We start from the raw sequence: 20279 nt of genomic DNA, 5'->3' as shown, positions 1-20279 counted from the left end.
CGTCGATCATCTGACCCGGGCGATAAATAGCCATAAATCACTGATCAGTGGAATATTGGGCGCCATGTCGCAGAATTCAGTCAGCCGGGTCAATGACATGAAGGACTTCGCCGCCTACCTGGTGGCGATGGCCGACGACTTCGACGCCGACCGCGCCGAGTTCGAACGGAAGGTCCAGGAGGGAATGCCGTTCGCAGAAGGCCGCTGGAGCAGCCTGTACGCCGGCGACTTCCTGCGAAGCTGGGCCGCCTGGCTGGAGGACGCCTGCATCCGCGAAGGAGCGCCGCGCAAGAAGGACGTCGAGCCGCTGACCTGGCGGACGCTCGCACGCCAGATCCACGCGGGCAGCATGTACGAGTAGCCCATTCCGGCTACCCGGCGATCGGGTTTTGTGCGCGTTCCGACAATGAGGGGGAGTGACAATCCGCGACCGCAGTGTTTAGTTTTACTCAGCTCAGATCCATGCACGGTGAGGAGAACACGATGACCGTTCCGCGGGTAGTGTCCCGTGAAGAGTGGCTGGCGGCCCGGCTGAAGCTGCTCGCGGAGGAAAAAGAGGCCACCCGGCTGCAGGACACCGTATCCGCGCGCCGCCGTGAACTCCCGATGGTGCGCCTCGACAAGGACTACGCCTTCGAGGGCCCGGCCGGAACGGTAGGGCTGCCGGATCTGTTCGAAGGCCGCCGCCAGCTCATCGTCTACCACTTCATGTTCGACCCGAGCTGGGAGGGCGGCTGCCCGAGCTGCTCGTTCGCCATGGACAACCTCGGACGGCTCGGCCACCTCCAGGCCAGCGACACCTCGTTCGTCCTCGTCTCCCGGGCGCCGCTGGCGAAGATCGAGAAGTTCCAGGCCCGGATGGGCTGGGCGGTCCCGTGGTACTCCTCCAACGGCACCGACTTCAACTACGACTTCCACGTCACGAACGACGAGTCGGTCACGCCGGTCGAATACAACTACAAGGACAAGGCGACGCTGGAGCGCGAGGACATCGCCTACCTCGGCGACGGCGAGTCGCACGGGCTGAGCGTCTTCTTCCGGGACGGCGACTCCGTTTATCACACCTACTCGACTTACGGCCGCGGCCCCGAGTTCCTGCTGAGCACCTACCAATTCCTGGACGTCACGCCGCTGGGCAGGCAGCGATATGTAAACGAGTTCCCTTATTACGATGAGTACGCCGGGGAAAAGAAGCAGCACGACCCCGGCTGCCACTGAGACCGCACTACGCGTCCGGTTCCCCGCAGGCGGCGTCCTGCCCGTACGGGTGCGTACGGCGCTCCGGATCGAACGGCACGAACCAGGAGCCGAACCCGACGGGCCCGGTGTCGTGGTGGATGCCGTCGAGTTCGGAACGGTAGGGCTCCCGGTGGTCGTAGGCCCGCTGGGAGAAGGCCGCGTAGACGGTCTCCGCCCTGTCCACGTCCATGAGCCGCTCGGCGATGACCAGCGCCTTGGCATGGTCGACCAGCAGGTCGAGCGCGATGGCCTCGGCGATGCCGGCGGGCGGCCGCCAGACGCGGTCGGCGAGCCGTCCGGTGACGCAGGCGGCGGCCACCAGGAACCTGCGGGCGTACGCGGCCGTGTACCGCGCCGCGTACGCAGGCGACAGCCCCGCGTCCTCAGCGGGCGAGGGCCCCGCGTCCTGAGTGGACGGGGGCCCCGCGTCCTGAGTGGACGGGGGCCCCGCGTCCTGAGTGGACGGGGGCTCCGCGTCCTGAGTGGACGTTGGCTCCGCGTCGGCCAGCAGCCGTACGTCGGCGAACAACTGGTCGAGCAGCCGCACGGTGGCCCGGACCAGTGCCCCGGCCGCGACGGCGGCGTCCTCGCGGGGGACGCTACGAGCCGGGTCGTGGGGACGGTAGGCGAAGCTGTCGAGGCCGAAGGCACGCACCTGAGCGGCGTCGGCGACCAGCGCGGCCCGCCGTGCGGCAAGGTGCCGGGCTCTCGGCTCCGGCAGATCGGGCGCCCGGCCGGACACTCGGCGCGAACGGCGACCCGCCGCACCCGAAGCGAGGCCGAGGTCCGCCGCGCCAGAGGCAAGGCCCGGCGCGTCCGAGGCGAGGTTGAGAGCTGCAGGGTCCACAGCGAGGTCGAGGTCTGCCGCGTCCAAGGCGACGCTGAGATCCGGCGCGTCCGAGGCGAGGCGGCAGTGGACGACCTGCCAGCCGGCGAGCGCGCTGGTGTGCGTGAGCACGTCTTCGACGAGGTCGCGGACGTACGTGACGGCCTGCTCCTCGGTGCCGGTGTCGACGAACACGACCAGCAGGAGGCCGTCCGGGTGGGCGGCCGCCCGGAAGTCGATCACGTCGGCGCCGCCTAAGGCGTCCGAGAACAGCGCCTCGGCGCCGTGACACCGGAGTTCGTCCAGGGGTCTGACGGCGACCTCGGCGAGGACGTTCACGTGTACGGCGTGCTTCACCCGCCCATGGTCGCCCAGGGACGATCATCAGCGGCTCGGATTCAGGTGACAGAGCGATCACATTCCGCTGCTTCGAGACCGCCTTCCATTGTCCGAAAACGGCGGATAATGTGACCGTATGTCCGATGGTGGGGCGTGCGATCGAGGGTGAAGTGACGTTTGGCGTCCTCGGTCCCGTGGAGGTGCGCACAGGCGGCGACGTGATCGTTCTGACCGGCCGGGTCGGAGCGCTCCTCACCGTTCTCCTCCTGAACGCGGGCCGCGTCGTCTCCGTCCAGCGGCTCGCCGAAGCGCTCTGGGGCCTGCCGCTGCCCAACTCCCCCGCCGCGCGGGTGCGGACGCTGGTCACCGAGCTGCGGCGGGTGGTCGGCCCGGCGTGGGTGCTCACGCAGCGCCCCGGCTACGCCGTACGGCCGCAGCCGGCGCAACTCGACCTGACGTGCTTCGCCGGCCACGTGGCCCGCGCCCGCGAGGCCGCCCCCGAGACCGCCGCCGAGCACCTCGACGCGGCCCTCGCCCTGTGGCGGGGCACCCCGTTCGACGGGATCTCCGGCGCCTTCGTCGAGGCGGAGCGGATCAGGCTGGAGGAACTGCGGATCTCCGCCGTCGAGCAGCGCGCCGAGGCCCGCCTGTCCATCGGCCGGTACGGCGAGGCCGCCACCGACCTGGCCGCCTCCGCGCTCGCGCATCCGCTGCGCGAGCGCCTGCACGGGCAGCTCATGCGCGCCCTCCACGGCAGCGGCAGACGTGCCGAGGCGCTGGAGGTGTACCGGCGGCTGCGCGAGCGGATGAGCGACGAACTCGGTCTGGAGCCCGAACGCGAACTCCAGCGCCTCCACCAGCGAATCCTGACCTCAGACCGCGAACCACCCGAAAGAACCCACCCGCACCCCACTCCGCGAGAACTGCCCGCTCCCCCGCCGTTGTTCGTCGGCCGTACCCGCGAGCAGGGCAGCCTCGACGCCCGCCGCCCCATCACCGCCGTCAGCGGCGCGGGCGGCATGGGCAAGACCTGGCTGGCCCTCCATTGGGCGCACCGCAACCTGCCCCACTACCCGGACGGCCAGCTCTACGCCAACCTCGCCACCTCGCCGGAGACCGTGTTACGCCGTTTCCTCGGCTCGCTGGGCGTCCACCCGGCCGCCGTCCCCCACGAGGAGGAAGCTCAGGCGGGCCTGTACCGGTCGCTGGTGGCGGGCCGCAGGCTGCTGGTCGTCCTGGACAACGCCCGCGACGCCACGCAGGTCACCCCGCTGCTGCCCGGCAGCCCCGCGAGCACGGTACTGATCACCAGCCGCCACCGCCTGACCGCCCTGGGCGCCACCCACGGCGCGAACCTGATCACGCTGAACCCGCTGACCTCCCGCGAGGTCCGCGATCTGCTGTGCCTCCACCTCGGTGAGGACCGGGTCGCGGCCGACCCGGACAGCGTCGCCGCCCTGGTGGAGCACAGCGGCGGACTGCCGCTGGCCGTCGGGGTGCTGGCGGCGCGCGCCTCCGCCGACCCGGCGCTGCCGCTGGCGTCGTTCGCGGCCGAACTGCGCAGCCCGGCGACCCGCCTGGACGCTCTGCGGGCCGGTGATCTGACGGCCGACCTGCGGGTCACGTTCGACTCGTCGTACGAGGCGCTGGACGGCGCGGCGGCGCGGATGTTCGCGCTGCTGGGCCTGGTGCCGTGGCCGGAGGTGAGCCTTTCGGCCGCGACCGCGCTCGCGGGCACGCCGTCGGTGCCGCTCGGCGAGCTGGAGAGCGCCCATCTGGTGCACCGGCATCGTCCCGGCCGCTACCGCACCCACGACCTGATCCGCCTGTACGCCGCCGAGCGCGCCCACACCGACCTGACCGAGGACGAGCGCAGGCGGGCGCTGACCCGCCTGGTCGACTTCTGCGTCCGGCAGGCGTACGCCGCCGACCGCCTGCTGTCCCCGAACCGCCCCCTCGCCGACCGCGCAGCCCCGGAAACCACGAACCCGGCGAAGGAGCCCGCCACGAGAGCGGAGGAACCCGCCGTGAGAACGCCGCCCGAAGCGGCGGCTCCGGCCGACGCCGCAGAGGCGGCCGCGTGGTTCGAGGTGGAGCAGCCCGCGCTCAGGCAGGCTCAGCACCTGGCCGCCGGACTGGGCCTCGACGGCGCCGTCTGGCGGCTGGCCTGGGCACTGGACACCTTCCACCTGCGCCGGTACCTCCACGAGGCCCGCATCGAAACCTGGCGGCTGGCGCTGCCCGCCGCCGAACGCGACGGCAAGGGCGCCCACGCCCGCTGGTACCTCGGCTACGCCCACGCCCAGGCCCTGCGCACCGGCGAGGGCGTGGAGCTGCTGAACCGGGCCCTGGAGGAGTTCGAGCGGACCGGGGACCTGGCGGGCCGGGCGCACACCGGCCACACCCTCGGCTACGCGTGGAGCGTCCACGGCTCGCCGGGACGCGCGCTCCCCCACGTGCGGGACGCCCTGCGCCTGCAGCGCGAGCTGGGCGACCCGATCTGGGAGGCGAACGCGCTGAGCGCGATCGGCTGGTGCCTCGCCCAGCTCGGCAGGTACGAGGAGGCGCACGCGTACTGCGCGCAGGCGCTGACGCTCTTCCGGGAACACCGGGATCCGGGCGGCGAGTCCGCGACGCTCGACAGCCTGGGCCTGATCGCCCACCGCGCCGGCGGGCACGCCCGCGCGCTCGGCTACTACCGGCGCTCGGTGGCGCTGCGGGAGGCACTGGGCAACGACTTCCAGGTCGCCGACACGCTGGCCAGGATCGGCGACGTCCACCGCGAGAGCGGCGATCTGCCCGCCGCCAGGCGGGCGTGGCAGCGGGCCGAGGAGATCTACCGCAGGCAGCACCGCGCGAAGGAGGCCGCGAGCGTCCGGCGGCGGCTCAGCTCCGCAGGCTGACGGCCAGCCCGCGCGGGGCGAGCAGCCCGCCGAAGTCCGGTGTGACAGGCGCGGAGGAGGTCGTGATCCGCATGCCCGCCAGCCACGACGCGGCCAGCGTGAGCTGCCGCATGCCGAGCTGGGTGCCGACGCACACGCGAGGGCCCGCGCCGAACGGCAGGTAGGTGTGCCGTACGGGCGCCCGCCCGCCCAGCCACCGTTCCGGGACCAGCTCGTCCGGGTCCTGCCACCAGCGCGGGTCGCGGTGCAGCAGGTAGAGGCTGAACAGCACCTGGTCGCCCGCCCGCAGCCGCAGGCCGTCGAGTTCGGTCTCCCTGCGCACGGTCCGCCCGATCAGCCAGGTCGGCGGCCACAGCCGCAGCACCTCCTTCACGAACGCCTCGGCGTAGGCGGGATCGTCCAGTTTGGCGGCGAGTTCCGGCCTGGTGCCGAGTTCGTACACGATCCAGGCGAGTGCGGTGGCGGGCACGCCGAGCGCGGCGAGCATGATGCCGCGCAGGAACCGCTCGATCTGCAGGTCGGACAGCGGGTGTTCGCGTGGGGCGAGCAGCACGTCGAGCAGGTCGTGCGCGGACTCGCCCGACTCCCGCCTGCGGCGTACCAGTTCGGTCATGAGCGCCAGCAGCTCGCGCCGCGAGCGGGTGAAGCGCCGCACCCGGCGGCTGGGCCACCACGGCGGGACCTGCAGCGAACTGCGCGACAGCGGGTCGATCGCGGCGGCGTTCTCGGCGAGCGCCTCCGGGACGCCCCCGGCGTCGCGGCTGAGGCAGAAGTCGGCGGTGGCGCGGGCGAAGAAGGCGGTCATGGTGGCGAGCACGTCGTGCTCGCCGTCGCCGACGCAGTCGCGGAAGATCCGCCGCAGGCGTTCCACATGCGCGTCCGCGACCCTGCGGCCGAGCCCCTGCCAGCCGGTACGGCGCGCGGCGGTCCACAGTTCGGCGTCCGAGGCCATCCGCTCGGTGTCCACGCGCCCGGCGAACGGCGCGTTCTCCGCGAGGAAGTCCTCGTTCGTCCTGGTGAGCAGAGCGTGCACCTGGCCCGGGGCCGACACCACGACCGTGCGGGCATCGAAGGAGAAGACGTCGCCGTACTGCTGGTGGCAGCGCCGCAGGAACCCGATTCGATCCCGGTCGTAGTCCTCGCTGTTGCCGAGCAGCCAGTGTCCCTTCGGGCCAGGTGCGCGCGTCATCAGTTGGCGATGTTCCAGTAGGTGTACAGGCCGCCCATGCGGACCCTGCCGAGGATCCGGACCGCCGCGTGACGGATGTACTTCATCTCGACCTCCGTGCTCGAATCGTTCAGTCGTGACCACGATCGATCACTGGGCGCATGTTCTCCGCATGGAAGCCGCATACCGGGCGGTGACCGCCGCGACCCAGAGCATCGCGGTGATGGCGCCGACCGCCAGGGTGAGTGATCCGTACCGGCCGCCGGTCATCGCCCAGCCGTTGCCGAGGAGCAGGGCCGTACCGGCGATGTAGGAGGCGACGGCCGAGCCCCGTTCGCCAGCGCGGCCGAAGCGGCGGCCGAGCACGTAGCAGGTGGCGATCAGCGCGGCGAAGGCCACCGCCCCCACCGCCATGTGTCCGACGCCCATGCCGCTCATCCCGGCCGGCACCCCGTACGGTGTCCCGGCGGGGAACCCGTCGCCCGGATCGATGACGAACACCCCTGCGCCGATCCAGCCGACGCCGTTGACCAGGAGCAGGCGCGGCACCCAGACACCGGCATCCGCCCGCCGCAGCCCGAGCGCGCCGGCGATGGTGAGCAGTCCGCAGAGGAAGAAGTTGGCGATCTGCAGCCAGCCGAGGTCGCCGTTGGACAGCATGCTGAGCGGGTGCCTGGTCAGGTCGAAGCCGTCGCGGGTGGCGGCCTGGGTCAGCGAGACCAGCGCCCACAGAGGCATACCGACGGCGCCGGCGGTGAGCCCCCCGATGAGCAGGGTGCGGGTGGTGACGTTCATGTCAGGTGCCTTTCTCTCACCTGTACGTCGCCCAGCCGATGTGACAGGGAACGCATCGACTAGAATCGACTCATGCGGTACCTGATGACCACGACGATCAACGAGACCAGGCAGGACGAGCAGCTGTTCACCGAGATGGCGAAGTTCGTCGAGGAGCTGACGGCGGCCGGAATCCTGCTGGCCACGGGCGGCCTCGCGCCCCGCGCCACCCTGGTGTCCTCAGAGGACGGCCGGATCACCGTGACCGACGGCCCGTTCGCCGAGGCGAAGGAGGTCGCGGCCGGATTCGCGCTGGTCGAGGTCGCCTCCAAGGAGGAGGCGCTGGAGCTCGCCCGCCGCTTCCGCCGGATCGTCGGTGACGGCGACAGCGTCATCCAGGAGGTCTTCACGCCTTGATGGAGACGATCTGGCGGCAGGAGTCGGCCAGGATCGTCGCCGGGGTCGCCCGGATCGTCGGCGATGTCGGCCTGGCGGAGGAACTCGCCCAGGACGCCCTCGTCGCCGCCCTCGAACAGTGGCCCGAGTCCGGCGTACCCGACAATCCCGGCGCATGGCTGATGACCGTGGCCAAACGCCGCGCGATCGACCACGTCCGCCGCACCCGGCGGCAGGAGCACGGCCAGGAGGAACTGGCCCGCAGGACCCAGCCGGAGCCGGACGACGTGCTCAGGCTCATGTTCGTCTCCGCCCACCCGGTACTGCCGACGGAGGAGCGCGTCGCCCTGACGCTCCGGCTGCTCGGCGGACTCACCACCGAGGAGATCGCCCGCGCCTTCCTGATCACCGACCAGCAGGTCAGCCAGCGGATCGCGGCGGCCAAACGCCGGCTCGCCACCGTCGGCTTCGTGGCCCCCGAGGGCACCGAACGGCTCGCCTCCGTGCTGGAGGTCGTCTACCTGATCTTCAACGAGGGCTACTCCGCGACCTCCGGCACCGACCTCACCCGCCCGGCGCTCGCCGACGAGGCGCTGCGGCTCGGCCGGCTCCTCGCCGACCTCGCCCCCCGCGAGCCCGAGGTGCACGGCCTGCTGGCGCTCATGGAGATCCAGTCCTCCCGTACGGCCGCGCGCACCGGACCCGACGGCGCCCCCGTGCCCCTCCGCGACCAGGACAGGACCCTGTGGGACCCGGACGGCGTGCGCCGAGGCTTCACCGCGATGCTCAGAGCCCGCGCACTCGGCGGCCCGCCCGGACCGTACCTGCTCCAGGCCGCCATCGCCACCGTCCACGCCCAGGCCGGCACGGCGGAGGAGACCGACTGGGCGCAGCTCGCCGCGCTGTACGACGCGCTGGTGGAGCTGCTGCCGACGCCGGTCGTCCGGCTCAACCGGGCCGTCGCCGTCGGCTACGCCCGAGGCCCGCAGGCCGGCCTCGACCTGGCCGACACCCTGCTGACCGACCCGGCGCTGCGCGACTACCACCTGCTACCGGGCGTGCGCGGCGACCTGCTGGCCCGCCTCGGACGCCGTGCCGAGGCCCGCACCGAGTTCGAACGCGCCGCCGTACTCACCGCCAACGCCGCCGAACGCGCCTTCCTCCTCCGCCGCGCCCGGGAGACCGCCGCCCCTTCCGGCCCTGACCTCGGCCCCGCCTCCACACCCTCCGGCTCCGGCGCGGAACTTGGCACGCTCGGGCAGGCCGCCGACGCGTTTCTCGCCCGCGACGACCTCGACTCCCAGACCCTCCGCTCCTACGGCCAGACCCTGCGGCGGCTGCGCCGCAGCCTCGGCGACCGGGTGCCGGTGCGCGCGCTGACCGCCGAGCAGATCGCGCAGGTGTTCACCACCACGTGGGGGCAGGCCGCCGCCAGTACGTGGAACCGGCACCGCGCCGCCGTCCGCTCCTTCGCCGCCTGGGCCGCCTGGGCCGCCGGGAACGTCCTCACCGCCGATCCCGTGATCGGGCCGACCGCTGTCCCCCCGATCGACCTCGCGGCCGGGCTTGAGCGCAGGGCCGAAGCCCGTACCCCCGCCGCCGCGCTCCCCCGTCCACGCCTCGACGTCCTGTGGGGCGGCCCGGACGTGGCCCTGCGCGAGCGGGTCCTGTGGCGTGTCCTGCACGAGTCACAGTCCCCGGTGCGCACCATCCTGTCGCTGGACCTCGAAGACCTCGACGAACGCCGGACGGGTGCCCCGCGCCACGCGGCGTCCTGGCGCGACGACACCGCCGCGCTTCTGCGGGAGCTGGTGGGAGACCGTACGAGTGGCCCGGTGTTCCTCTCGGAACGGCGGCCGGCTCCCGCGCGCACCCCGGCGAGCACCGACCTCTGCCCGCTGACCGGTCGCCGCAGGCTGTCCTACGAACGCGCCGAGTACCTGTTCAAGCGCGCCAGCGGCGGCCACACCCTGCGGCTGCTCAGGACCAGAACGCGGTGAGTTCGGGCAGCAGCACCTCGGGCCGCCCGAGCACGTCGTGATCCTGCCCGGCCAGGGTGACCCGCCGCGCCCCGGGTACGGCGGCGGCCACGGCATCGGCCGCGCCGTGGAACCAGCCGGGGCTCTCGCCCCCGTCCATGACCAGCACGGGCGCCCCGACACCCCGGTAACGCTCGGCGGGGACGGCGAAGTCCGGCTCGAACAGCGCAACGTCGTGGCGCAGCGTGTGCGCCTGCGCCCGAAGGTAGGGCCACACCGGCGACTGCCGCATCTGCTCCACCACGGCGGCGGGCACGTCCGCCGCCTCCGTCAGGAACAGCGCGGCGGCCTCGTCGGGGTCGCCCGCCTTCTCCAGCCGCGCCAACAGGTCGGCGCCGGGCCGCGGGGCGTCCCCGGCGCGGAAGGGCGGCTCGTAGACGGCCAGGCTCGTCATCGGCACGCCGCGCGCGGCGGCCTCCAGCGAGAGCACCGCCCCGGAGGAGTGGCCGAACACGTGCGCCCGCCCACCGGCGGCGGCGATGACGGCGGCCAGGTCCTCGATCTCGCGCTCGGGCGAGAACGGGCCGGTGTCGCCGCTGTCACCACGGCCTCTGCGGTCGTAGCGGTAGGCCGTGAAAGCGGGCGCGAGCGCGTCGGCCAGCGCCGTCGTCGTGGACCTGTCGTTGAACGCGCCGCCGACGAGCACGACGGCGGGCCCTGAGCCGGTGTGCTCGTAGGCGATGACGGTGCCGTCGGCGGAGCGAAGTGTCTCGGTCATGGTGTCCTGTCCTGTTATGGAGAAGTGGTCCGGCACCCTGTGGTCGGACCAGCTCTCCGGACTTCGACACCCGGACGCGAAATCAGCGAGAGATCTCCCAGCGCGGCCCGTGCGGGGTGTCCTCGACGAGGATACCCAGAGCGGTCAACTGATCACGGATCGCGTCGGCGGCCGCGAAGTCCCTGCGCTCGCGCGCCGCCTTGCGCTGCTCCAGCGCCACCGACACGAGTGCGTCGACGACCGGCTTGAGGTCGGAGCCCGCATCACGCCACTGCGGGGCACGCGGGTCGAGGCCGAACACGTCGAGCATGTTCTGCGTCTCGGCCAGCAGCCGCGCGACGGCCTCCTTGTCGCCGCGCGACAGCGCCACGTTGCCCTCGCGGACGACCTCGTGGACGACCGCGATCGCCTGCGGGGTGGCGAGGTCGTCGTCCATCGCCTCGACGAACGCCTGCGGCAGCGGCGCGTGGGCGTCGACGTCGTGGATGACCTCGGCGGCGCGGGTGACGAACCCCTCGATGCGCTGGTAGGCGGCGGCCGCCTCGCGCAGCGCCTCCTCCGAGTAGTCGATCGACGAGCGGTAGTGGGGGACGGCGAGGTAGTAGCGCAGCTCGACCGGCCGGACCTTCTGCACGATCTCGGGGATCAGCAGCGAGTTGCCGAGCGACTTGCCCATCTTCTCGGCGCCGATCTTGACCAGGCCGTTGTGCAGCCAGTGGCGGGCGAAGCCGTCACCGGCCGCCTGCGACTGCGCGATCTCGTTCTCGTGGTGCGGGAAGATCAGGTCGAGGCCGCCGCCGTGGATGTCGAAGGTCGACCCGAGGTACTTGGTGGCCATGGCGGAGCACTCCAGGTGCCAGCCGGGACGGCCGGGCCCCCACGGCGCGGGCCAGGTCGGCTCGCCGGGCTTCTCGCCCTTCCACAGCGCGAAGTCGCGCGGGTCGCGCTTGTGGGAGTCGTCGTCGCAGTCGAAGGCCGGCCGCATGTTCTCAAGCCGCTGGTTGGACAGCGCGCCGTAGCGGCTCGCGTAGGAGCGCACGTCGAAGTAGACGTCGCCACCGCCCGCGTAGGCGTGGCCGCGCTCGATGAGGCGCTGCATCAGCGTGATCATCTCGGGCACGTGCCCGGTCGCGCGCGGCTCGACCGTCGGCGGCAGGCAGCCGAGCGTCTCGTACGCCCAGGTGAAGGCGCGCTGGTTGCGCTCGGCCACCACGAACCATGGCACGCCCTCTGCGGCGGACGTCTTGATGATCTTGTCGTCGATGTCGGTGACGTTGCGGCAGAAGGCCACGTCGTAACCGGAGCGAGTCAGCCAGCGCCGCAGCACGTCGAAACTGACACCCGAGCGGATGTGCCCGATATGCGGCGGCGCCTGCACGGTGGCCCCACACAGGTAAATCGACGCCCGGCCGGCTTCGACCGGAACGAATTCACGGATGGCGCGCGTGCTGGTGTCGTAAAGGTGCAGGCTCACAGAGGCAAGGCTAACGCCTCGGCCGCCATAACATGGCGAAGAGTCACCCGCGCATGAACACCTTTTCAGGACTGATGCGGACGATCAACCGCTCGTTGCCCGGCGGCTCCTCCCACGAGCGCCCGTTGTACTTCTGCGACAGTTCCTCGATCAGGGTGCCGGACGGGTCGTCCTGCATGGTCACGCTGCCGCGCACCTCGGCGTACCTGAACGGATTGCCCGCGTCGATGACCAGGATGCTCACCCGGGGGTCGCGGGCGAAGTTCACCGGCTTGCGGCGTCCCTTCACCGTCGAGAACAGGATGTCGTCGCCGTCCGTCCGCACCCACACCACGCTCGACTGCGGGCCGCCGTCCGGGTTGAGGCTGGTCACGGTGGCGTAGTTGACGCCGTCGAACAGGTTGCGCACCGGCTCGCTCAGCTCTGCCATGGAATCTCCCTTGGTCGCGTCCTGAAGGTCATTCTTCTGTAGTCTCGAAACGCCATGGACGTGACTCCCCCCTCCGCACTACGCCGGTTCGGCCTCGCGCTCGCCGGGGTCGCCGTCGCCGCCCTGACCGGGGCCGCGTGTGTTCTCTCCTTCGACGACCTGCGCGCACTCGCCGTCCTCGGCGAGTCGGATCCCGATCTGGCCTATCTGTACCCCGCCGCCTTCGACGCCGTGCTCGGAGTGGCGCTGCTCGGCGTGTTGCTGCTGCGCTCCGCGCGGGCACTGGTGCGCGCGCAGGCGGCGCTGGTGCTGGTGCTGCTGATCGTGGCGGCCGCGAGCGCCAACGTGGCGACGGCGCTGCGCCTCACCGTCGACGCCCGCGCGGCGGCGCTCGGCGTGGCCCTGGCACCCTGGGTGATGGTGGCGGTGGGGCTGTGGTTGTGGCTGCTGCTGATCAACCACGTGCAGGCCCGCCGCGCGGCGGATCGGCCTGCGGCCCCGGCCGAGCCCGGTCTGGTCCCGTTCGAGGACGACCGGGTCCAGGAGCCCGCTGTGACGGCGCCGCTGTCCGAGCGGGTGACCCGGTGGGAGGCCGCGCCGCCCGCCACCGAGCGCCAGATGTTCCCCGCCGTACGCCGGGAGCCCGTCCCGCCGCCCCGCAAGGCCCCGGAGCCCGCTGTGGTCCCGAGCACCCGGACCCCGGCACCCACCGCCCCGGACCCCGGCCCCGTCGCGGGAGCCGACGGAACGCACGCCACCCCGGACGTCGGAAACACCGGACCCGCGACCGAGGACGACACCGCGAGACACCCGTCGGACGACCGGGTCACCGCGAGCCGCGACCTCGCCCAGGACCCCGGAGACAACCGTGCGGCGCCGAAGGCCGAGGAGGCCGACACCGGCGACCACGCCGTCAAGAGCCGCACCGTCGAGGGCCGTATCGTCGAGGACCGTGAGACCGCAAACCCCGAGACCGTGGACCGTGAGACTGCGGGCCTTGAGGTGGCGGGCCAGGCCGTCGCGGGCCGCGAGGCCACAAGCCGTGAAGTGGCGGGCAGTGAGGCTGTGGGCGACGGTCCGCGTGGACGTGGCGATGACGCGGACGACGGCCCGGACACCCAGCCCGATCTGCCCGTGATCCCGGTGGAGCCCGCACCGAACCCTGTCCGGCGGCCCGTGCGCTGGGGCGACCGGGTGAAGCCGACCGACGTGCTCGTCCACCCCAAGGCCACCGAAAGGGTCACCGAACGCGACGTGGACACCCAGCCGGTACGGGTGATCCCGGCCGCCGACCCCGGCCACGGCCGTGACGCGGCGGACGACGCCGAGTTCGCCGCCGAGCCCGGCGAAGCCCCGTCGCAGCGCATGCGCAGCACCCCGCTCCCGCCCGAGGAATGAAAGCTTGACCTGATCACCACGGCCTGCTGACCCGAACGGGGGAATGGGCCAGCCGTGGCGATCATGTCCTGGGTCCCGGTTCCCGAGGGGAGCGACTTCCCCATCCAGAACCTGCCGTTCGGCGTGTTCTCGCGCCGAGGCGAGCTCCCGCGCGTCGGTGTGGCCATCGGCGAACATGTGCTCGACCTGCACCTGCTGACGACCAACGGCGCGCTGCCTCCGGCGTACTGGTTCGCCTCCGGCACGCTCAACTCCTTCCTCCAGGCGGGCCCGCGCGTGTGGCACAGCGTGCGCGGCGACCTGACGCGGCTGCTCACGGAGGAGCGCGAGCGCGCGAAAGTGCTGCCCGCGCTGGTACCGCTCAAGGAGGTACGGCTGCACCTGCCGTTCAACGTGGCGGACCTGCTGCTGTTCCAGACCTCGCTCGAACACGCGACCAACGTGGGCCGCATGTTCCTGCCGCCGGAGCCGGAGCGCGAGCCGCTGCCGCGCATCTGGCGGCACATGCCCGTCGGCCAGTACGGCAGAGCCTCGGCGGTGGCGGTCTCCGGCACTCCGGTGGTGCGCCCGTCCGGCCAGTTGCGCGGCGGTGAGGTGGGCCCGACGGAACGGCTGGACCTGTCAGCCGAGCTCGGCTACGTGGTCGGCGTGCCGTCGTCGCCGCCGTACCCGCTGGGCACCTCGGCCTTCCCCGACCACGTCTTCGGCATGGTGCTGGTGAACGCCTGGCGGGCCTGGGATCTGATGGCCTGGGAGGCCCGCCCGATGGGCCCGTTCCTGGGGCAGGCGTTCCTGGTGTCCGTGTCGCCGTGGGTGGTGCCGCTGTCGGCGCTGAACCACGCCAGGATCAAGCAGCCCGCGCAGGACCCGCCGCCGCCCGGCTACCTCCTGGAGCAGGACGTGACGGGCATCGGCGTCACGCTGGACGTCTCCCTGAACGGCACGACCGTCTCACGGCCGGAGTTCGCCGGGCAGTACTGGACGGGCCCGCAGCTGCTGGCGCAGTCGTCGGTCACGGGCTCGCCGGTGCGGACGGGCGACCTGCTGGCCACCGGCCCGGTCGGCGACGGAGGGACGCTGCTGGACCTGACGTGGAACGGCAGGGATCCCCTCAAGCTGTCCGGCGGCGAGCGGACGTTCCTGGAGGACGGCGACACCGTACGGATCACCGCGAACGTCCCCGCGACCGATGGGGCCCGCCTGGGATTCGGTGAGGTCGCGGGGACGGTGTACGCCGCCGTCGAAAGCTGACGGCGTTGTGGAGGGCCGGGGGACGCGCCCTCCACACCGTCCCGCTACCCCGGTGGGGGGGATTATTCCTACGGCTGGGTAGGAGTCCCGCTCGACCCGCCCGACCTGGTGGCCTGGACCCGGACCACGATGAGGACGCCGATGACGGCGAGGACGAGCTGGATGAGATGTTCGATCCAGTTGATGCCCCGCGTGTGGGCCACGCCCAGCAGCGAGGCGATCCAGGTGCCGATCAGCGCGGCCACGATGCCGACGCCGACCGTCAGCCAGATGGACATGTTCTGCTTCCCTGGCACGATCAGCCGTGCCAGGAAGCCGATGATGGCGCCGATGATCACCGCCGAAATGATCGAACCGATCATGACAAGCTCCCCCCGATGACACTTGTCGGTCATATGGGGACTACCCGGCCCGGCTTCGATCTACGCCTGGAAGGTGGCGGTCCGTACCGCGCCAGTGACGGACCGCCACCTCCAGTGGCATGGCGGGGACTGTGAGCGCCGACCCGCCGAGGACACGCAGGACGCATCCCGACATATGACGCTTCGGAGTTACGAAAAGTTCACGACCAGCGCGGTGGCGATGGCGGTGATGCCCTCGCCCCGGCCGGGAAAGCCGAGACCGTCGGTGGTGGCGGCGCTGATGCTGACGGGCGCGCCGACCAGGTCGCCGAGAACCTTCTCCGCCTCGGCCCGGCGCGGGGCCAGTTTGGGCCGGTTGCCGATGATCTGGATGGCCACGTTGCCGATCGTGAATCCGGCCTCACGCACCCTGCGGCAGGTCTCCGCGAGCAGGTCGGCGCCGGAGGCACCGGCCCAGCGCGGGTCCGAGGTGCCGAAGACGGCGCCGAGGTCGCCGAGACCGGCGGCGGACAGCAGCGCGTTGCAGGCCGCATGGGCGGCCGCGTCGGCGTCGGAGTGGCCGTCGAGGCCGGTTTCGCCGGGCCAGTGCAGGCCCGCGAGGTGGAGTTCGCGCCCTGATGCGAACGGGTGGACGTCGACACCGACGCCCACCCGGGGAAGCTGCGTGTTCAGGAGTTGAGAACCTCGTCGAGAAGGGCCTCGGCCTTGTCCTCGTTGGTCTTCTCGGCGAGCGCGAGCTCGCTCACGAGGATCTGCCTGGCCTTGGCGAGCATGCGCTTCTCACCTGCGGACAAGCCGCGCTCGCGGTCTCTCCGCCAGAGGTCGCGAACCACCTCGGCGACCTTGTTGACATCGCCAGAGGCGAGCTTTTCGAGATTGGCCTTGTAACGGCGAGACCAGTTGGTCGGCTCCTCGGTGTGGGGCATCCGAAGAACGTCGAAAACCCGCTCAAGCCCTTCCTGGCCGACAACATCCCGAACGCCTACGAGTTCTGCGTTTTCCGCTGGCACCTGGACGGTAAGGTCGCCCTTGTCGACCTTGAGCACCAGGTAGGTCTTTTCCTCACCCTTGATGGTTCGGGTCGTGATTGCTTCGATCCGAGCAGCCCCATGGTGGGGGTAGACGACAGTGTCGCCGACCTGGAAAGTCATGTGACAAGTACCCCTTCCGCTGTACTCCAGGGTACCACGCATCCACAGCCTCCCGGAACAGTGAAATCCTCATAACTGCAGGTCAAAGCGACATATTGGGGCTTGACATCGCTTCATGTCTGTGAATCGCAAATGTAGACATACCGAATGACCTGCGGGGGGTGCGGATATGACCATGGAATGGGACGGATAAGGTGGGCGCTGCTCTACACACGCACGCGCGAGACCACCATAGGAGTATCCCCCGTGAGCAGCCGTCGCTGGATTGTCGCCGCCGCCGCGTTCCTGGCCGCCCCCGTACTGGCAGGCTGCGCGGCCGGGTTCGACGCCGCCACCAACAAGGCGTACGCGCCCGTCGAGGGGGCCGCGCTCATCGACAAGGGCTCCTACGGCAGCCGTGGCCTCAGCATCCCGCAGGCGTTCGTGCTGGGCCCCGACTCGGGCGCGAAACTCGCCCAGGGCGGCAGCGCGCCGATCTACCTGAACGTGCTCAGCAAGGGCGGCGACACGATCCAGGCCGTCACGTCCAACGTCGGCACGGTCAAGGTGACGGCGCCGATCACGGTCCCGGCGGGCGAACTGATCAGCACGGGCAAGCCGACGCCGCAGATCATGATCGAGGGCCTGTCGAAGCCGCTGGCGGGCGGTGAAGGGGTGCAGCTGTCGATCCAGTTCGCGAACGCGGGCGCGATCGACATGACCGTCCCGGTGGTCACCCGCAGCCGCGAGTTCGCGACGTACCCGCCCGCTCCCGGCGCCACGCCCGCCCCGACCCCGACGCCCACGCCGTCGTCCTCCGAGTCCTCCTCGGGCCACTGACGCCGTAAAAGCGAAAACCCAGGGCTCCCGCCTTCACGGCAAAGCCCCCACCCCACCACCCACCGCCGCCCGCCGAGGGCCTCCAGGGTCACGCTCCTCCCCGGAGGGCCTCCCCGCCGCGACGCCGCCCCGTAAGCCCCGAGAGGGCACAGGAAGGCCACGCGGTAGGCGGCGGGGGCCGGAGGCGCCCTGAAGCCGCTACAGGGCCCACAGGGCGGCGTCACGGCGGGAATGCGGACAGGGGCGAGGAGCGTGACCCTGGAGGCCCTCAGCGAGGTGCGGCGGGTGGGGGTGGCCACGGCTCGGCCGTAACAGATGAGGGTGTTCTGACGGATCGCCGAGCAGGACCTGAAGGCGGCTACTCCGACGCGTCGAACTTGTAGCCCAGGCCGCGGACCGTCAGGATGCAGCGCGGGTTCCCCGGGTCGGCCTCGATCTTCGCGCGCAGGCGTTTGACGTGCACGTCGAGCGTCTTCGTGTCGCCCACGTAGTCCGCCCCCCACACCCGGTCGATGAGCTGCCCGCGCGTCAGCACCCGCCCCGCGTTGCGCAGCAGCACCTCCAGCAGCTCGAACTCCTTCAGCGGCAGCTGCACCCGCTCGCCCCGCACCGCCACCACGTGCCGGTCGACGTCCATGCGCACCGGCCCGGCCGCGAGGATCGCGCTCCCCGGCTCCTCCCCCGCGTCGCCCTGCCGCCGCAGTACCGCGCGGATGCGCGCGACCAGTTCGCGCGAGGAGAACGGCTTGGTCACGTAGTCGTCGGCGCCGAGCTCCAGCCCGACGACCTTGTCGATCTCGCTGTCCTTGGCCGTGAGCATGATGACCGGCACCTTGGAACGCTGCCGCAGCGAACGGCAGACCTCGGTCCCGGACAGACCGGGCAGCATGAGGTCGAGCAGCACCAGGTCGGCGCCGTGGCGGTCGAAGGTGTCCAGCGCATCGGGCCCGGTGGCCGCGATGGACACCTCGAAGCCCTCCTTGCGCAACATGTACGACAGTGCGTCGGAGAACGACTCCTCATCCTCGACCACGAGAACTCGGGTCATTTCACAGCCTCCAAGGGGCTCGGGGGTGGTACTGCGACCGCCGTGCCGCCGAAGGCGGGCAGGCGGAGCGTGAACGTGGAGCCGGATCCCTCCTTGCTCCACACCGACACCTCGCCCGCGTGGGCGTTGGCGACGTGCTTGACGATGGCCAGGCCGAGGCCGGTGCCGCCGGTGGCGCGCGAGCGGGCGGCGTCGACGCGGAAGAACCGCTCGAAGATGCGCTCCAGCGCGTCCTCGGGGATGCCGATGCCCTGGTCGCTGACGCTGATCTCGACGGAGTCGCCCGCCGGTCTGACGCTGACGACGACCCTGGTGTGCTCGGGGCTGTAGGCGATGGCGTTGGAGATGAGGTTGCGCAGCGCGGTGACGAGCAATTCGTCGTCGCCCCACGCGCGGAGGCCCTCCGTGCCCCCGGTGACCAGGACGATGTCCTTGGCCACCGCCTTGGTGTTGCAGTGGTCGATGGCGTCGCCGACGGCCTCGTCGATGCTGACCTGACCGGGGGTGGGGATGGGTTCGGCGCCCTGGATCCGGCTGAGCGTGATGAGGTCCTGGACCAGGTAGGTGAGCCTGGCCGCCTCGTGCTGCATGCGGCTGGCGAAGCGGTCGACGGCCTCCGGGTCGTCCGAGGCGTCCTGGATGGTCTCCGCCAGCAGGCTGAGCGCGCCCACCGGGGTCTTCAGCTCGTGGCTGACGTTGGCGACGAAGTCACGGCGGACCGCCTCGACGCGCCGGTGCTCGGTCTGGTCCTCGGCGAGCACCAGCACCTGGCCGTGGGAGCCGAGCGGCGCCACCCGGACCGCGAAGGAGGTGCTCTCCTGGCCGAACTTGTGCCCGGCGACGTCGATCTCGCTCTCGCGGATCTCGCCGTCGCGGCGCACCTGCCTGGCCAGCGCCAGGAGCTCGGCCGCCATGAGCCGTTCGCCCTTGACCAGGCCGAAGGCGCGGGCGGCCGAACTGGCCCGCAGCACTCTGTCGCGCGCGTCGAGCACCACGGCGGAGGACGGCAGCACGGCGAGGACGGAGGCCACCCCGTGCGGCAGCGCCCCGGCCTCCGCGTCGCCGTCGTCCTCGACCCGGCGGGGCGGCTCGATCTGGTGGCGGTAGTAGAGGACCGCCACCGCGCCCACGATGAACCCGGCCAGTGCCGCCAAGCTCAGGGCCATCTCACTCATAACCCCGATGGTAGGCAACGATTTCCGGCGTGCAGACCCCTCACCTGCGGACGAACGGTCCTTTCCCGGAAAGTTCACGCGCCGGTCGGGGTTCGTTCATCAACGCGCGCGTACGGTGTCGGCATGCGCGACGCATACCATGAGGAACTGGATTCCCTGACGCACAAGCTGGTGGAGATGACCCGGCTGGTCCGCTCCGCGATCTCGCGGGCGACCACCGCACTGCTCGACTCCGACCTGCAGCTCGCCGAGAGCGTGATCTCCAGGGACGAGGAGGTCAACCGGGTCTTCGCCGAGATCGAGACCTCCATCTTCGAGCTGATGGCCCGCCAGCAGCCGGTCGCCATCGACCTGCGCATGATCATCACGGCGTTGCGGATGGGCACCGACCTGGAGCGGATGGGCGACCTCGCGGTTCATGTCGCCAAGGTCGCGCGGCTGCGCCACCCCGATTCGGCGATCCCGCCGGAGGTGCGGGCCACCATCCTGGAGATGGGGCAGATCGCCGAGAACCTCGTCACCAAGGCGGGCAGCAGCGTCGCCACGCGCGACGTCGAGTCGGCGCTGGAACTCGAACAGGACGACGACGCGATGGACAAGCTGCACCGCCGCCTGTTCAGGAAGATCCTCGACAAGGAGTGGGCGCACGGGGTGGAGCCGGCGATCGACATCACGCTGATCGGGCGCTACTACGAGCGCTACGCCGACCACGCGGTGCGCGTGGCCCGCGACGTCGTCTACCTCGTCACCGGCTCCCGCCCGGCCTGAG

General features: G+C 71.4%; 20 protein-coding genes. 9 read left to right on the top strand and 11 right to left on the bottom strand.

Going from position 1 to position 20279, the window contains the following annotated elements:
- The first annotated feature begins 64 nt into the window (after window positions 1-64).
- Together ABD120_RS31825 and ABD120_RS31820 are read left to right on the top strand one after the other, a co-directional pair.
- Window positions 65-361 carry a hypothetical protein gene (locus ABD120_RS31825; RefSeq protein ID WP_343953914.1) on the top strand — a complete coding sequence of 99 codons (297 nt, stop codon included), beginning with the start codon at window positions 65-67 and terminating at the stop codon, window positions 359-361.
- Window positions 362-483: 122 nt separating this feature from the next.
- Window positions 484-1218 (top strand): DUF899 domain-containing protein, encoded by a 735-nt coding sequence (locus ABD120_RS31820; protein WP_343953913.1) that lies wholly within the window; start codon window positions 484-486, stop codon window positions 1216-1218.
- 7 nt (window positions 1219-1225) lie between these two features.
- On the opposite strand, the gene ABD120_RS31815 is transcribed toward ABD120_RS31820, so the two are convergent.
- Window positions 1226-2422: a hypothetical protein gene (locus tag ABD120_RS31815; RefSeq protein WP_343953912.1), complete on the bottom strand. Its 1197-nt coding sequence runs from the start codon at window positions 2420-2422 to the stop codon at window positions 1226-1228.
- A 176-nt stretch (window positions 2423-2598) separates the two neighbouring features.
- Between ABD120_RS31815 and ABD120_RS31810 the strand changes: the two genes are divergently transcribed.
- Window positions 2599-5307: an AfsR/SARP family transcriptional regulator gene (locus tag ABD120_RS31810; RefSeq protein WP_343953911.1), complete on the top strand. Its 2709-nt coding sequence runs from the start codon at window positions 2599-2601 to the stop codon at window positions 5305-5307.
- Here ABD120_RS31810 and ABD120_RS31805 read toward each other — a convergent pair.
- Together ABD120_RS31805 and ABD120_RS31800 are read right to left on the bottom strand one after the other, a co-directional pair.
- Complete coding sequence (locus tag ABD120_RS31805) at window positions 5291-6496, bottom strand: cytochrome P450 (protein WP_343953910.1); 1206 nt, start codon at window positions 6494-6496, stop codon at window positions 5291-5293. The genes ABD120_RS31810 and ABD120_RS31805 overlap by 17 nt on opposite strands.
- 129 nt (window positions 6497-6625) lie before the next feature.
- The gene (locus ABD120_RS31800) at window positions 6626-7270 is read right to left on the bottom strand and encodes a DUF998 domain-containing protein (RefSeq protein WP_343953909.1); all 645 of its coding nucleotides are present in this window, start codon (window positions 7268-7270) and stop codon (window positions 6626-6628) included.
- A gap of 72 nt (window positions 7271-7342) precedes the next feature.
- Here ABD120_RS31800 and ABD120_RS31795 point away from each other — a divergent pair, with 72 nt between their 5' ends.
- Window positions 7343-7666 carry a YciI family protein gene (locus ABD120_RS31795; RefSeq protein ID WP_343953908.1) on the top strand — a complete coding sequence of 108 codons (324 nt, stop codon included), beginning with the start codon at window positions 7343-7345 and terminating at the stop codon, window positions 7664-7666.
- Window positions 7666-9645 carry a sigma-70 family RNA polymerase sigma factor gene (locus ABD120_RS31790; protein ID WP_343953907.1) on the top strand — a complete coding sequence of 660 codons (1980 nt, stop codon included), beginning with the start codon at window positions 7666-7668 and terminating at the stop codon, window positions 9643-9645. The genes ABD120_RS31795 and ABD120_RS31790 overlap by 1 nt, the downstream gene beginning before the upstream one ends.
- Here ABD120_RS31790 and ABD120_RS31785 read toward each other — a convergent pair.
- The 3 genes from ABD120_RS31785 to ABD120_RS31775 form a co-directional block, all read right to left on the bottom strand.
- The gene (locus tag ABD120_RS31785; RefSeq protein ID WP_343953905.1) at window positions 9626-10402 is read right to left on the bottom strand and encodes an alpha/beta fold hydrolase; all 777 of its coding nucleotides are present in this window, start codon (window positions 10400-10402) and stop codon (window positions 9626-9628) included. The two genes, ABD120_RS31790 and ABD120_RS31785, sit on opposite strands and share 20 nt — an antisense overlap.
- A gap of 82 nt (window positions 10403-10484) precedes the next feature.
- Window positions 10485-11876: a cysteine--tRNA ligase gene (cysS, locus tag ABD120_RS31780; RefSeq protein ID WP_343953904.1), complete on the bottom strand. Its 1392-nt coding sequence runs from the start codon at window positions 11874-11876 to the stop codon at window positions 10485-10487.
- Between the two features lie 43 nt (window positions 11877-11919).
- Window positions 11920-12306, bottom strand: coding sequence for a PPOX class F420-dependent oxidoreductase (locus ABD120_RS31775; RefSeq protein WP_343953903.1), 387 nt, complete (start codon window positions 12304-12306; stop codon window positions 11920-11922).
- Window positions 12307-12360: 54 nt separating this feature from the next.
- On the opposite strand from ABD120_RS31775, the gene ABD120_RS31770 reads away from it, so the two are divergent.
- Together ABD120_RS31770 and ABD120_RS31765 are read left to right on the top strand one after the other, a co-directional pair.
- Entirely contained in the window at window positions 12361-13704 is a 1344-nt protein-coding gene (locus ABD120_RS31770; RefSeq protein ID WP_343953902.1) for a hypothetical protein, read from the top strand.
- A 63-nt stretch (window positions 13705-13767) separates the two neighbouring features.
- Window positions 13768-14955 (top strand): fumarylacetoacetate hydrolase family protein, encoded by a 1188-nt coding sequence (locus tag ABD120_RS31765; protein ID WP_343953901.1) that lies wholly within the window; start codon window positions 13768-13770, stop codon window positions 14953-14955.
- Between the two features lie 68 nt (window positions 14956-15023).
- On the opposite strand, the gene ABD120_RS31760 is transcribed toward ABD120_RS31765, so the two are convergent.
- From ABD120_RS31760 to ABD120_RS31750, 3 genes are all read right to left on the bottom strand, one after another.
- On the bottom strand, window positions 15024-15317 hold the full coding sequence (locus tag ABD120_RS31760; protein WP_343953900.1) for a GlsB/YeaQ/YmgE family stress response membrane protein: 294 nt from the start codon (window positions 15315-15317) through the stop codon (window positions 15024-15026).
- 189 nt (window positions 15318-15506) lie between these two features.
- Window positions 15507-15968 (bottom strand): 2-C-methyl-D-erythritol 2,4-cyclodiphosphate synthase, encoded by a 462-nt coding sequence (ispF, locus tag ABD120_RS31755; RefSeq protein WP_343953899.1) that lies wholly within the window; start codon window positions 15966-15968, stop codon window positions 15507-15509.
- Between the two features lie 17 nt (window positions 15969-15985).
- Window positions 15986-16468 carry a CarD family transcriptional regulator gene (locus ABD120_RS31750; protein WP_030451583.1) on the bottom strand — a complete coding sequence of 161 codons (483 nt, stop codon included), beginning with the start codon at window positions 16466-16468 and terminating at the stop codon, window positions 15986-15988.
- 246 nt (window positions 16469-16714) lie between these two features.
- Between ABD120_RS31750 and ABD120_RS31745 the strand changes: the two genes are divergently transcribed.
- Window positions 16715-17287, top strand: coding sequence for a copper chaperone PCu(A)C domain-containing protein (locus ABD120_RS31745; protein ID WP_343953898.1), 573 nt, complete (start codon window positions 16715-16717; stop codon window positions 17285-17287).
- A gap of 358 nt (window positions 17288-17645) precedes the next feature.
- On the opposite strand, the gene ABD120_RS31740 is transcribed toward ABD120_RS31745, so the two are convergent.
- Window positions 17646-18335, bottom strand: a complete 690-nt coding sequence (locus ABD120_RS31740) for a response regulator (protein ID WP_343953897.1) — start codon at window positions 18333-18335, stop codon at window positions 17646-17648.
- Window positions 18332-19501, bottom strand: coding sequence for a sensor histidine kinase (locus tag ABD120_RS31735; protein WP_343954042.1), 1170 nt, complete (start codon window positions 19499-19501; stop codon window positions 18332-18334). The genes ABD120_RS31740 and ABD120_RS31735 overlap by 4 nt, the downstream gene beginning before the upstream one ends.
- Before the next feature lie 132 nt (window positions 19502-19633).
- Between ABD120_RS31735 and phoU the strand changes: the two genes are divergently transcribed.
- Window positions 19634-20278, top strand: a complete 645-nt coding sequence (gene phoU / locus ABD120_RS31730) for a phosphate signaling complex protein PhoU (RefSeq protein ID WP_343953896.1) — start codon at window positions 19634-19636, stop codon at window positions 20276-20278.
- The last annotated feature ends 1 nt before the right edge of the window (window position 20279 follow it).

This window comes from Nonomuraea longicatena (assembly GCF_039525605.1).
In the GTDB taxonomy this organism is placed as follows: Bacteria; Actinomycetota; Actinomycetes; order Streptosporangiales; family Streptosporangiaceae; genus Nonomuraea; species Nonomuraea longicatena.
This window is presented reverse-complemented; position numbering and strand designations above follow the sequence as displayed.